Annotated in this window: 13 protein-coding genes; 9 read left to right on the top strand and 4 right to left on the bottom strand. The window is 45.3% G+C overall.

The window, feature by feature from the left end:
• Positions 1–64: 64 nt before the first annotated feature.
• Positions 65–355: a ribosome assembly RNA-binding protein YhbY gene (gene yhbY, locus J3U67_RS06030; RefSeq protein ID WP_267390602.1), complete on the bottom strand. Its 291-nt coding sequence runs from the start codon at positions 353–355 to the stop codon at positions 65–67.
• A 341-nt stretch (positions 356–696) separates the two neighbouring features.
• Between yhbY and J3U67_RS06035 the strand changes: the two genes are divergently transcribed.
• From J3U67_RS06035 to J3U67_RS06055, 5 genes are all read left to right on the top strand, one after another.
• Positions 697–1,323, top strand: a complete 627-nt coding sequence (locus J3U67_RS06035) for an RlmE family RNA methyltransferase (RefSeq protein ID WP_267390601.1) — start codon at positions 697–699, stop codon at positions 1,321–1,323.
• A gap of 79 nt (positions 1,324–1,402) precedes the next feature.
• On the top strand, positions 1,403–3,379 hold the full coding sequence (gene ftsH, locus J3U67_RS06040; protein ID WP_267390600.1) for an ATP-dependent zinc metalloprotease FtsH: 1,977 nt from the start codon (positions 1,403–1,405) through the stop codon (positions 3,377–3,379).
• 379 nt (positions 3,380–3,758) lie between these two features.
• A complete protein-coding gene (gene folP / locus J3U67_RS06045) occupies positions 3,759–4,619 on the top strand; it encodes a dihydropteroate synthase (RefSeq protein WP_267390599.1) in 861 nt (286 codons plus the stop codon).
• A 299-nt stretch (positions 4,620–4,918) separates the two neighbouring features.
• Positions 4,919–6,280 carry a phosphoglucosamine mutase gene (glmM, locus tag J3U67_RS06050; RefSeq protein WP_267404253.1) on the top strand — a complete coding sequence of 454 codons (1,362 nt, stop codon included), beginning with the start codon at positions 4,919–4,921 and terminating at the stop codon, positions 6,278–6,280.
• Positions 6,281–6,299: 19 nt separating this feature from the next.
• Positions 6,300–6,974 (top strand): DedA family protein, encoded by a 675-nt coding sequence (locus J3U67_RS06055; protein WP_267404255.1) that lies wholly within the window; start codon positions 6,300–6,302, stop codon positions 6,972–6,974.
• Positions 6,975–7,036: 62 nt separating this feature from the next.
• Here J3U67_RS06055 and plsY read toward each other — a convergent pair whose 3' ends face one another.
• Positions 7,037–7,639, bottom strand: a complete 603-nt coding sequence (gene plsY / locus J3U67_RS06060; RefSeq protein ID WP_267404257.1) for a glycerol-3-phosphate 1-O-acyltransferase PlsY — start codon at positions 7,637–7,639, stop codon at positions 7,037–7,039.
• A gap of 58 nt (positions 7,640–7,697) precedes the next feature.
• On the opposite strand from plsY, the gene folB reads away from it, so the two are divergent.
• Together folB and J3U67_RS06070 are read left to right on the top strand one after the other, a co-directional pair.
• The gene (gene folB / locus J3U67_RS06065; protein ID WP_267404259.1) at positions 7,698–8,057 is read left to right on the top strand and encodes a dihydroneopterin aldolase; all 360 of its coding nucleotides are present in this window, start codon (positions 7,698–7,700) and stop codon (positions 8,055–8,057) included.
• A gap of 40 nt (positions 8,058–8,097) precedes the next feature.
• Positions 8,098–8,718: an NAD(P)H-hydrate epimerase gene (locus tag J3U67_RS06070; protein WP_267390593.1), complete on the top strand. Its 621-nt coding sequence runs from the start codon at positions 8,098–8,100 to the stop codon at positions 8,716–8,718.
• Here the strand turns inward: J3U67_RS06070 and J3U67_RS06075 are convergent.
• Positions 8,707–9,342, bottom strand: coding sequence for a CoA pyrophosphatase (locus J3U67_RS06075; RefSeq protein WP_267404261.1), 636 nt, complete (start codon positions 9,340–9,342; stop codon positions 8,707–8,709). The genes J3U67_RS06070 and J3U67_RS06075 overlap by 12 nt on opposite strands.
• A 79-nt stretch (positions 9,343–9,421) precedes the next feature.
• Between J3U67_RS06075 and J3U67_RS06080 the strand changes: the two genes are divergently transcribed.
• Positions 9,422–9,676 carry a hypothetical protein gene (locus J3U67_RS06080; RefSeq protein ID WP_100140356.1) on the top strand — a complete coding sequence of 85 codons (255 nt, stop codon included), beginning with the start codon at positions 9,422–9,424 and terminating at the stop codon, positions 9,674–9,676.
• A 110-nt stretch (positions 9,677–9,786) separates the two neighbouring features.
• On the opposite strand, the gene hemN is transcribed toward J3U67_RS06080, so the two are convergent.
• A complete protein-coding gene (gene hemN / locus J3U67_RS06085) occupies positions 9,787–11,172 on the bottom strand; it encodes an oxygen-independent coproporphyrinogen III oxidase (protein WP_267404264.1) in 1,386 nt (461 codons plus the stop codon).
• Between the two features lie 264 nt (positions 11,173–11,436).
• On the opposite strand from hemN, the gene fnr reads away from it, so the two are divergent.
• Complete coding sequence (gene fnr, locus J3U67_RS06090) at positions 11,437–12,177, top strand: fumarate/nitrate reduction transcriptional regulator Fnr (RefSeq protein WP_100140354.1); 741 nt, start codon at positions 11,437–11,439, stop codon at positions 12,175–12,177.
• Positions 12,178–12,271 lie beyond the last annotated feature (94 nt).

Consider the following 12,271-nt stretch of genomic DNA (forward strand, 5'->3'; position numbering starts at 1 on the left):
TTTCTTCCGGTTAAATGCCGCCGCTCAAATAACTAAGCGATTCATAGAATGAATCGCTTTTTGTTTATTCATTTTTTTCGGTTTTGCGTCGATATAACACCAGCTGTTTGCCTATATGTTGTATCAGTTCAGCGCCTGTTGCAGAGCACAAAGCTTCGGCAATAGCGATGCGTGCTGTGCGGTCGTCACCTGCCACTTGTACTTTAATCAGTTCGTGTGCATCCAGATTGCGGCTGGTTTCTGTGATGATTTCTTCTGTTAATCCGTTCTGGCCAATCAGTACCACTGCATGTAGCTGATGTGCACGCGCTTTCAATGCCATTTTATCTTTGCTGTTTAATTTGTCAGTTGCCATTTAAGTTTCCATATCGCTGTATCGGCTAATTGGTTGAGCAGATACACAGGTTAAGTTCAGATTGAGCTATTCTAATTGAGGCGGACAAATTTTTATAGTTAATATCTATCTCTTTCTATGAAAAAAGGATAATGTAGGTCTGTCCTGATTTGCAATGGGTAATTGGTAAAACATGGGTTTTTTGTAAGATTAAAGAATTTGTTATTTATATAATTTGAGGCTGGCTGATGTAGCCTACATGTTTTTAATTGTGCTTAATTTCGCGGTTTTACACGGGCTAAGCTCTGTATTCTGTTGCGATTTCACGATACAATGATGGAGTTTTTTCAAGAATTTGTATCATGGGTGTTCGTTCTAAATCTTCCAGTGCATGGCTCAATGAGCATGTAAATGATCATTATGTTCATCTGGCACAAAAAGAGGGCTATCGAGCTCGTGCAGCCTATAAGTTGCTGGAAATCAATGAAAAAGATCATCTGATAAAGTCTGGTGCGGTAGTGGCTGACCTTGGCAGTGCGCCAGGTAGCTGGTCGCAGGTTGCCGTGAAGCTGGCTGGGAAGCAGGGCAAGGTTTTTGCGTTGGATATTCTGCCCATGGAACCGGTGGCTGGGGTGGAATTTATTCAAGGTGATTTCCGGAATAATGATGTTCTGCAGCAGTTTGAAAGTTTGCTAGCCGGCTGTGCGTTAGATCTTGTAATTTGTGATATGGCACCCAATATGTCAGGCAATAACATTACTGATCAGGCACGCAGTTTGTATCTTGCTGAGCTGGGTCTGGAGTTTGCGCAGGCACATCTGAAACAAAATGGAGATTTCCTAGTGAAGGTGTTTCAGGGCAGTGGTTTGCAAGAGTTTCAGCGGCTAATGAAAAACAGCTTTGCACAGGTTATGATTCGTAAGCCTAAAGCTTCACGAGACCGCTCTAGTGAGATTTATCTGCTTGGCCGCGGTAAAAAACAGTTGTGACGGCCTGTGCCTGTGTAGGTTTGGGTCAGATTCACTATTCTAAACAACAATTATTTAACCTCCTTAGGAGTTTGTGACAGTGCGGAATACCGTAAAGAATCTTTTGGTCTGGCTGGTGCTGGCGCTTGTGCTTATGGCCGCATTCAATGCCATCACTGAGAAAAAAGAGAGTAAACATCAGATTGAATACTCTCAATTTATTCAGCAGGTTAACAAGGGTGAGATTGCTAGCGTAAATATTGAAGGTTCGGTGATTAATGGCTTCCAAGTTAAAGGCTTGCGCAATGATAAATCAGCCTTTACGACTAATGCGCCGACTCCGCTGGAAACTAATTTTGTTAGTAATCTGATGGCGAAAAATATTCGTGTCAATGTGATTCCGGAAGAAAAACCGGGATTTCTGACTAATCTATTTTTCAGTCTTTTGCCAGTATTGCTGCTGATCGGGGTATGGTTCTATTTTATGCGCTCTATGCAGGGTGGCGGCGGCGGAAAAGGCGGTGCCTTTTCTTTCGGTAAAAGCCGTGCCCGTTTACTGGATAAAGAAGCCAATAAAATTACCTTTGCCGATGTGGCCGGGTGTGATGAGGCCAAAGAAGAAGTTCAGGAAATTGTGGATTATCTGCGTGCACCGCAACGCTATCAGACGCTGGGTGGCCGTGTGCCCCGTGGTATTCTGATGTGTGGTAGTCCTGGTACTGGTAAAACTTTGCTGGCTAAGGCAATTGCCGGAGAGGCTCAGGTACCTTTTTTCAGTATTTCCGGTTCTGATTTTGTAGAAATGTTTGTTGGTGTGGGTGCTTCACGTGTGCGCGATATGTTCGAACAGGCAAAGAAAAATGCTCCGTGTATTATTTTCATCGATGAAATTGATGCAGTCGGCCGCCAGCGCGGTGCTGGTCTAGGTGGTGGTAATGATGAACGTGAGCAGACATTAAATCAGCTGCTAGTAGAAATGGATGGTTTTGAAAGCAATACAACCGTTATTGTGATTGCTGCTACTAACCGTCCGGATGTGCTGGATCCGGCACTGATGCGTCCTGGTCGCTTTGACCGTCAGGTTGTGGTTCCTTTGCCTGATATTCGTGGCCGTGAACAGATTCTAAAAGTGCATGCTAATAAAGTACCGCTGGATCAATCAGTGGATCTACCGGTTCTGGCACGTGGTACGCCTGGATTTTCCGGTGCTGATCTGGCCAATTTGGTGAATGAGGCTGCGCTGTTTGCTGGTCGTCGCAACAAAACTAAAGTAGACATGAGCGACTTTGAGGATGCTAAAGATAAAATTTATATGGGACCGGAACGTCGCTCTATGGTGATGCATGAGGACGAGAAAAAAGCTACTGCTTACCATGAATCCGGTCATGCAGTGGTTGCAGAAACGCTGGACTATACTGACCCTGTGCATAAAGTAACGATTATGCCGCGCGGTCGTGCATTAGGTCTGACTTGGCAGTTGCCGGAACGTGACCGTATCAGTATGTATGAAGACCAGATGTTGAATCAGATTTCCATTCTGTTTGGTGGTCGTATCGCGGAGCAGCTGTTTATTGGTCGCGTGTCTACCGGTGCTTCTAACGACTTCGAACGGGCGACTCAGATTGCGCGAGAAATGGTGACGCGTTATGGGATGTCGAAGAAGATGGGGCCGGTGGTTTATGGTGAAAATGAGAATGAAGTATTCCTTGGCCGTTCCGTAACGCAGTCGAAAAATATTTCTGAAAAAACCATGCAGGAAGTGGATGCTGAAGTGCGGCGTATTCTTGATGAGCAATATGAAGTTGCTTATAAGATTTTGGATGAAAACCGTGACAAGATGCATACCATGGCTAAAGCTCTGATTGAGTGGGAAACCATTGATCGTGATCAGGTACTGGAAATTATGGCTGGTAAGCAGCCCAGTCCACCAAAGGACTACAGCGATAATGTTGTAAAAGAAGCTGAAACCGAGCAGCCTGTAGCAGAAGCTTCAGCTAGTGAAAATGCGCATGTACCGGCGGACACAGCTGATGCTGGCTCGAAAGCGCCTGAACCAGAGCAGAAGTCAGAGCAATAATATATTTGTTTTTCAACGGCAGCCAAAGCTGCCGTTTTTTACATCTGTAAGTAGTATTGTTTACCATTTTTCATAGTATGAGATTTGGTTATTTTTCCAATATTTAGCCTTGTGAATGATGATGTTATGAGCTGGTAATAAAAGCTAATTGAGCGAAATACGAAAATTCGTCTAGGTGATAAGTATATGTAATTTAATTTATATTCACAGGCTATTGATAGGCTTCTGGTCTTTGGGTAAGAATGAATTGCCTTTTTTCAGTATGAGAAGGACACTAAGTACAAAAGTTTGATGTACCGGCAATGATGCTTAGCTGTATTAGTAAGAAAGTAATTAAGGTGTAGTGTTATTAATTAGTGCAGAAAGATAGTAATTAGTTATGAATAATTTGAAGCATGCTTACTGGCAGTGTGGCCGATTTCAAATAGATTTGAAGCAGCCAAAAATCATGGGGATTGTTAATTTAACGCCGGACTCTTTTTCTGATGGTGGTCGTTACAATACTTCACTGACCGTGGCTCTGAATCATGCGGAACAATTACTGAAAGACGGGGCAGATATTTTAGATGTTGGCGGCGAAAGCTCGCGTCCGGGTTCTGATTATGTTTCCCCGGAGGAAGAATGGGCTCGGATTGAACCACTATTGCGTGAATTAAGAAGATGGAATGTGCCGGTAACGGTGGATACACGGCGGGCATGGGTGATGCGCCGATTGCTCGAAGCACAACTGGCTGATGGTATCAATGATATTCAGGCACTTGAAGATGCTGATGCGGTGACGGTGCTGTCTCAGCAGCCGGATGTGGGTGTGTGTTTGATGCATATGCAGGGAAAACCGGAAAATATGCAGCATAATCCGGTATATGAAGATGTGGTGGCCGAAGTGGGAAGTTATCTACACCGACGAGTGCAAGTATGTGAACAGGCAGGAATTAGCCGTGAGCGGATGACGATAGATCCTGGCTTTGGTTTTGGTAAAACGCTGGAGCATAATATTGCTTTGATGCAGCATTTTGCTACATGGCAGGAAATGAGCGGCTGTCCGGCTTTGATTGGTGTATCGCGTAAAACGATGATTGGTCTGCTGACGGCTGAAAGCGAGCCGCAACAGCGAGTAGCAGGCAGTGTAGTGGCTGCGGTAGCCGCAGTGGCACGTGGAGCAGCTATTGTGAGAGTCCATGATGTGCGCGAAACAAGGCAGGGTTTACAGATATGGTCTGCCTTGGGCTTTGGTGTTTAGTTTAGCCACTTTAATCAATATGGTTCCGCTTTTATGTTTTGTTAAAACATTTGGGTAATAAATAAGCGTAGGTTTGGCAGAAAATGGTTTTTTATGCTGGCATTTAGTACGCAAGATTTCCTGAAACAATCTACAGAATAAGTATTCTGCACATTTGTTAGGCGAATATTGATTGGGTAAATAGTATGCTGTAGATAAAATGGCTTGTTTTTGAGGTCTCAAATACCATTTTATTTACTGACTGAACAGGCGTGCCTGTTCTACAATAACAATTTTGTTTTATTTGGTCGGAGCAGGTAATGGCAAAGAAATATTTCGGTACGGACGGGGTGCGAGGTGAGGTTGGTAAGTTTCCGATTACGCCTGAATTTGTACTGAAATTGGCTTATGCGGCAGGTCATGTGCTGGTGCAGCATGGAACGGATCATCAACCCACTGTACTGATTGGTAAGGATACCCGTATCTCTGGCTATATGCTCGAGGCTGCGATGGAGGCTGGTTTTACTGCAGCTGGTGTTAATGTATTGCTTACCGGACCTTTGCCTACCCCAGGTGTGGCATATCTGACTCGTGCTTTACGTCTAGATTGTGGAGTGATGATTTCGGCTTCGCACAATCCTTACCATGATAATGGAATTAAATTTTTTGCAGAGGGCGGAATAAAGCTGAGCGATCATCTGGAGCTGGAGATTGAATCTGAGTTGGAAAAACCAATGCAGACAGTGCCGTCCAGCCAGCTTGGCCGTGCGCGGCGTATTAATGGCGCTGTTGATCGTTATATTGAATTTTGTAAGTCCACTTTTCCAAGCCATCTTAATCTGCGCGGCCTGAAGTTGGTGATTGATACTGCCAATGGTGCTGCTTATGATGTGGCGCCGAAGGTTTTCCATGAATTGGGTGCCGATGTGGTGTGCATCGGTGATAAACCGGATGGTTATAATATTAATCAGAAAATCGGCGCAACTTATACAAAATCACTTCAGGCAGCTGTATTGCAAAACGAAGCAGATTATGGTGTTGCGCTGGATGGAGATGGTGACCGTCTGATGATGGTGGATAGAACCGGCAAAGTCTACGATGGTGATGCGCTAATCTATGTTATTGCCAAGGCACGTGCGGCTTCTGGTTGTTTGTATGGCGGAGTGGTGGGAACCGCAATGACGAATCTGGCGATGGAGCAGGCATTTAATAAGCAAGGAATAGATTTTGTCCGTGCTAAAGTGGGTGACCGATATGTTCTGGAGCAGCTGCATCAGCATCGATGGTGGCTAGGTGGAGAAGCCTCAGGCCATATCGTTTGTCTGGATAAGCATAATACTGGTGATGGCATTATTGCAGCTTTACAGGTCTTTGCAGCCATGCAGGAATTGCAGCTGGATTTGGCCAGTATACTGACGGATTGGCAACCTTTTCCGCAAACGATGATTAATGTGCATATTGAGCCTGGGCAGGACTGGCAGAGTGTGGCTAATCCCGTGGCAGATGAGGTATCAGTAGAATTGGGTGAAGATGGCCGGGTAGTTCTGCGTCCTTCAGGTACAGAACCAGTGGTGCGGGTAATGGTTGAAGCACGCCAGAATGAAGTTGCGCGGCAGGCTGCAGAAAAAATTGCTGCTGCGATTGAAGCAGGTGCGGCTGACAGAATCTGTCCGGCCGGATAGAAGGAAGAACGGACATTTTATGTTTGCTTTGCTGGAAGCTTTTTTTACTGAATATGGCTATGCGGCAGTCTTTCTGGTGCTGGTAGCTTGTGGCTTCGGCGTGCCGGTACCGGAAGATCTAACGCTGGTTGCCGGAGGGGTAATCGCCGGACTGGGTCATGCACATGTCCACACAATGTTTTTGGTGGGTATGGCTGGAGTTCTGGTGGGCGACGGCTTGATGTTTACAGCCGGACGGGTGTTTGGCCATCGTATTCTGAAATTCCGTTTCGTACAGCGGGTGATGACGCCTAAACGTTATGCTCAGGTACAGGATAAGTTTGATAAATACGGTAGTCGAGTGCTGTTTATTGCCCGTTTTCTGCCCGGATTGCGTACGCCGATTTATATCACAGCAGGTGTCAGTGGTAAGGTGTCGATTCTGAAATTCTTGCTGATGGATGGTCTGGCAGCAATGATTTCAGTACCGGTATGGGTTTATCTGGGTGAATATGGTGCGGAGAATATTGATTGGCTAATGCATAAAGTGCATCAGTTTCAGGCTGTGGTATATTTGCTTATTGCTGTAGGTGTGCTGGCTTTGATGTATTACTGGTGGAAAAAAAGACAGCGTATACAATTTTTTAAACGTAAGATTGCTGAAATTCGTGAACGTAGGCGTACGCGTAAACAGCAGCGTCAAGACTTGAAATAAGTTTGATAGTATAAAAAAGACAGTCTGCTGACTGTCTTTTTTATTGGTTGCAGCTGAATGATTTATTTGTTTTGACCAATTTTACTCTCACGACCGCTAAACAGATTTTTTATGTTGCTTTTGTGACGGCAGAGTACAAGTAAATCAATCACCACTACAGCATATACCCAGCTGGTGTGCGGTATCAGCCACCAAGCGATAAAAGGGCTAATCAGGGTAGCGATTAGCGCAGCCAGTGAAGAAACTTTGAAACCAAAGGCCATAATTAGCCATACACCGGCACAGAGTAAGGCAGTAGGCCATGATAGAGCAAGAAGTATACCCAATGCTGTGGCCACGCCCTTGCCACCTTTGAATTTGAAAAATACTGGCCACATATGGCCGAGTAGAACTGCAATAGCTGTGATAGCGATGGTATCGTTACTTATTTGCCATGCTGTCTGGAAATGGATGGCCAGCCACACAGCCAGCCAACCTTTCAGTGCATCTCCAAGCAAGGTCAGGGCAGCGGCACTTTTTCTGCCACTGCGCAAGACATTGGTGGCTCCAGGGTTGCCGGAACCGTAGCTGTGCGGGTCAGGCATGCCCATGCAGCGCGACACAATCACGGCAAAAGACAGGGAACCGAGCAAATAAGCTCCGATAATCGCAAAGTAATTGGCCATAAAATGGTTTCTTTAGTCTACAATCTGAGGGTTTGCATTTTAGCTCAGAGGGTTGTACATGGATACTATCTTTTTACATGGCATGACTGCGCAGACGCTGATTGGGGTTTATCAGTGGGAGCGCCAGCAGCGACAGACATTGCTGCTGGATCTGGATATCGGTACTGATTTCCGTCAGGCTGCACATAGCGATAATATTGACGATACAATTCATTACGCCAAAGTGGTAGAAAATTTGCGCGATGCACTGGCTGAAGAGGAGTTTCTATTGCTGGAAGCGCTGGCTGAATATGTAGCGCAATTTATACTGACGCGTTTTGGTGCCTTGTGGGTACGAGTTAAAGTGATAAAACCGGGTATTTTGGCTGGTGTTAAAGAGGTTGGTGTGTTGATTGAGCGCTCGCGTCTGGCGGTCTGAACGGGCAGAACACAGTGGTAGATGTTGTAGAGGAAAAGATATGTCTGCTCTGATATGGACTGTAGCAAAGATGAAGGCATGGGAAGATGAACAAAACCGAACTGGTCTGAGCTATGCCCGAATGATGGAACATGCTGGCAGTCGCGCTGCTGCTGATTTGATGAACCGTTTTTCTTATCCTCAGCATACGCTGGTACTTTGTGGTAGAGGTAATAATGCAGGTGATGGTCTGGTGCTGGCTCGTATATTGTCCGAACACCACTGGCCGGTGACAATTATGTGGTTGCAAGGGCAGCAATTGTCACCTCTGGCAGAGGTAAATAGGGCTCGATTGCCTGCAGCGGTGGTTTATGCCGAGCTTATGCAGTTAAACAAAGTGTTGCCAGAAATGCAGCTGATAGTGGACGCGGTGTATGGAACTGGATTCAGAGGTGAGCTGCCTGAGGTGGTAAGGCAGTGTTTTGCTACTGTGGCGCAAGCCAGTGTATTCAGGGTGACACTGGATATACCCAGTGGTGTGGCCGGAGATGGGGATAAAGTAGCTGCTGGCAGTTTTCAGGCACAGCTGACTTATGCTTTTCAGGCATTAAAACCGGCTCACTGCTTGGCACAGGCAGTGCCTTTATGTGGTGAGATACAGTGCATTGACTTATCTGACTGATGCCACTGGCCTGCTGCTGCACCATGCCTGATAACATTGCGCCATGTGCAGTAACATAGCTGCGGTGGCTCCCCATATATGCCGTTGCTGATGGTGTAAATGATAAACTGGAAACCAAAGTTGCTGGTATTGAAAAGTGCTTTGCTGATACAGACTACTGTCCAGAACAATGGACAGGGGCACAGCAAATATGTCACTAACTTCAGCCTGATTGGCTTGCCAATGTAATTGTGCTTTACTCCAGGCCAGTACTGGCACGACTTTGAATCCGCTGGGTAGATAACAAGGTGGTAGTGTGCCCGCCAGATGCCACTGGCTGGAATTCAATCCGATTTCTTCTTTACTTTCGCGCAGTGCGGCGCAGATTGGGGTTTCATTAGCTTCCAGTTGTCCACCAGGAAAAGCAATTTGTCCGCTGTGCTGCCGCAACTGCTGACTGCGCTGACTGAGCCAGATTTGTGGCGTGCCTTGGTTCCAGTCGAAGGGCATGAGCACTGCAGCTTGTCGATAGGTAACAGATAACTGACGCAAGGATTGCTGGGGTTGGTTTAATAGAGTATGCGCAGATGTATGATTACTGGCGTAATGCAAGAATTGGTTGAGGCTGTCTGTTGTGGGAAACATGATATTGGCTAGTATATGCATTTATATAATATATATATATGTTTTGTGTGTAAATAGCCAGAAGCGATGAATGTTCAAGATGGTTAAAAGAGAAAAAATGAAATTATGGGTGATCGAAGCTCTGAATAGTTTTGGCGGAACCGGATGGCCTAAAGATGTTAGTAAATATATATGGGATAAATATGAGCATGAATTAAAAGCATCAGGAAGTTTGCTTTACACGTGGCAGTATGATGTACGTTGGGCAGCTCAGGAACTACGCAATGAAAAAAAGTTAAAACCTGTTTACAAGCGTCGTGATTTGCCCTGGGAACTGAATGAATTTAACAGTTAAAATTATTTATTATTCAGTAAAAGCAAACCTTAGCTGTAGTTGCTTTTATTAATTCTGGCAACATTAGCTTTGCTACGGGTAAACGAGTGCTTGCTGATGGCTTTAACTCGCTATAATGTACGCGAATATTGGGCTTCGGTGCGTTTTTGTCGCAGGTAGTAGTCAAATATCATGGCGATGTTGCGTATCAGCAGACGTCCTTTGGGGGTAACTTGAAGTTGATCATCCGAAAGGTTGAGCAGTCCTAATTGCGAAAGTTGCTGTAAATCAGTCTGTTCAGCTGCGAAATAGGTTTGAAAAGGCTTCTGCATGGCTTCGCGGTAATCTTGAAAACTGAGCTGGAAGCGACACATTAAATCCTGTATGACTTGCCGGCGCAGAATATCATCAGCGTTGAGCTGGTATCCACGCATTACCGGTAGGCGGTTTTCATCTAGTGCTTGATAGTAGGCTGTGAGTTCTTTTTCATTCTGGCTATAAATGTTGGCAATTTTGCTAATGCTGGACACCCCTATAGCAATTAAATCGCAATCAGCGTGCGTAGAATACCCTTGAAAATTGCGTTGTAGACGTCCCTCTGACAGAGCGATGGCCAGTTCGTCGGTTGGTCTGGCAAAATGATCCATACCGATAAAAATGTAGCCTTGTTCCAGCAGGTACTGAACGGTGTTTTGCAGAATATCCAGTTTAACTCTGCTGTCTGGTACAGCGTTGGTATCTATGCGCCGTTGTGGTTTAAACAGATGTGGCAGGTGGGCATAGTGATACATGGCGATACGATCCGGCATTAGTTCCAGCACGTGTCTAAGTGTGCAGTGCATAGATGCTTCTGTCTGATGCGGTAGGCCGTAGATTAAGTCCACACTGACTGAATGAAAGCCATTACAGCGCGCGGCTTCGATGACGTCCCGAGTTTCGGCTTCGCTCTGAATGCGGTTAACCGCTTGCTGTACGGCAGGATTGAAATCCTGAATACCGACGCTCATGCGGTTAAAACCAAGTTTGCCCAGATGAGCAACGGTATCAGCGGTAACTTTACGTGGGTCTATTTCGATTGAATATTCGCCGTCTGTTGTGAGCGTGAAGTAGCGGCTGATGCTGGCAAAGATGTGGCTTAGCTGCTCGTTATTGAGGAAGGTGGGCGTACCTCCGCCGAAATGCAGCTGTGCCAGTAAAGGCTTACCCGGCCAATTCTGAGCCAGTAAAGCCAGCTCTTTGTCTAGATACTGAATATAGAGATCAGCACGGCTGGTGTCTTTGGTGATGATTTTATTGCAGCCGCAGTAATAGCATATGGTATTGCAGAACGGAACGTGTACGTACAGTGATACAGGCTGTATGCCGATGTTTTGTTGTAAGGTAGACTTCAATTGTGCTGCGGTAAAGCTGGTGTTGAAGCGGTCTGCTGTGGGGTAGGATGTGTAGCGTGGGCCGGATGAGGGTAGGGATGCGATGAGGTTGCGGTCAAATTCGATGTTGAAGCGTCGTGTGTTCATATGTTGGTAGTGATTATTCTGGTTTGCAAGCTCGGTGGAAATAGATAAGAGTGATAATTATTTGTGGTAGAATAAGCACATGCGCGAGTAAAGTAAAGCATTGGCTACATATCAGGTCTATTCTGCATTAGAACAGGGTCTGATGCAAATTTCAATTGATTATGTCAGTATAGTGAATGATTGTTTTAAATAATTTTGATTTGTGTCAATGTGTTGTTATAGATGTTCTTTCTCAGAAAATAACCGGTATTTAATAAATTAATTATGATCAGATTGCATAAACAGGGCGAAATAGTTCAAAAACTGTGTGAGAAATGTTCTTTGCATATTCTTTGTATGCCGGTGATGCTGAAAGAACGTGAACTCACTGATCTTGGGGCAATTATTCGCCAGAGCCGTCGCCTGAAAAAAGGTGAATATCTGTTTCGTGCCGGTGAACCTTTCACAGCAATTTTTGCTGTGCGTACTGGCTTTTTTAAAACGATAGTCAATAGTCAGGATGGGCGGGATCAGGTAACTGGTTTTTTTATGTCTGGTGAACTGCTGGGTCTGGATGGTATTTGTAACAACAATCATGGCTGTGATGCGGTGGCGCTGGAAGATAGTGAGGTGTGTGAGCTGCCGTTTAATAATATGGAGGATGCCGGTAGTTTGTTGCCTTCATTGCAGATACATTTTTATCGGTTGATGAGTCAGGAAATTCTCCGCACACAGGAACTGATGCTAATGCTGGGCAATATGCGTGCAGAAGAACGTTTGGCCGGCTTTTTGGTTAATTTGTCGCATCGCTTGAGTTTCCGTGGATTTGCCGCCAATGATTTTATTTTGCGGATGTCACGTGAAGAAATTGGCAGCTATCTGGGACTAAAGCTGGAAACGGTAAGTCGTACTTTGTCGAAATTCCAGCAAGAAGGCTGGATTAAAGTGGAGCATAAACATATTCAGCTGTTGCAGCCGTGGATGTTGCAGGAGATGGTTATGCATTGTCAGAAGGCAGTTGGATAAATTTTCAAGCTGAGTAAAAAACAAGGCTGTAGCTCTGAAGATGGCTACAGCCTTTTGCTTTGGATGCTTAATCTGTGCAGGAAGAACGTGAAAA

This window comes from Snodgrassella sp. B3837, assembly GCF_026535955.1.
Classification (GTDB): Bacteria; Pseudomonadota; Gammaproteobacteria; order Burkholderiales; family Neisseriaceae; genus Snodgrassella; species Snodgrassella alvi_E.

What these genes read in the sequence shown, in the direction of transcription:
- J3U67_RS06080 (WP_100140356.1), top strand. Translation starts at nt 9,422, where the DNA reads ATGGTTAAAAGAGAAAAAATGAAATTATGGGTGATCGAAGCTCTGAAT.
- folP (WP_267390599.1), top strand. Translation starts at nt 3,759, where the DNA reads ATGAATAATTTGAAGCATGCTTACTGGCAGTGTGGCCGATTTCAAATA.
- yhbY (WP_267390602.1), bottom strand. Translation starts at nt 355, where the DNA reads ATGGCAACTGACAAATTAAACAGCAAAGATAAAATGGCATTGAAAGCG.
- J3U67_RS06035 (WP_267390601.1), top strand. Translation starts at nt 697, where the DNA reads ATGGGTGTTCGTTCTAAATCTTCCAGTGCATGGCTCAATGAGCATGTA.
- J3U67_RS06075 (WP_267404261.1), bottom strand. Translation starts at nt 9,342, where the DNA reads ATGTTTCCCACAACAGACAGCCTCAACCAATTCTTGCATTACGCCAGT.
- glmM (WP_267404253.1), top strand. Translation starts at nt 4,919, where the DNA reads ATGGCAAAGAAATATTTCGGTACGGACGGGGTGCGAGGTGAGGTTGGT.
- fnr (WP_100140354.1), top strand. Translation starts at nt 11,437, where the DNA reads ATGATCAGATTGCATAAACAGGGCGAAATAGTTCAAAAACTGTGTGAG.
- folB (WP_267404259.1), top strand. Translation starts at nt 7,698, where the DNA reads ATGGATACTATCTTTTTACATGGCATGACTGCGCAGACGCTGATTGGG.
- plsY (WP_267404257.1), bottom strand. Translation starts at nt 7,639, where the DNA reads ATGGCCAATTACTTTGCGATTATCGGAGCTTATTTGCTCGGTTCCCTG.
- J3U67_RS06070 (WP_267390593.1), top strand. Translation starts at nt 8,098, where the DNA reads ATGTCTGCTCTGATATGGACTGTAGCAAAGATGAAGGCATGGGAAGAT.
- J3U67_RS06055 (WP_267404255.1), top strand. Translation starts at nt 6,300, where the DNA reads ATGTTTGCTTTGCTGGAAGCTTTTTTTACTGAATATGGCTATGCGGCA.
- hemN (WP_267404264.1), bottom strand. Translation starts at nt 11,172, where the DNA reads ATGAACACACGACGCTTCAACATCGAATTTGACCGCAACCTCATCGCA.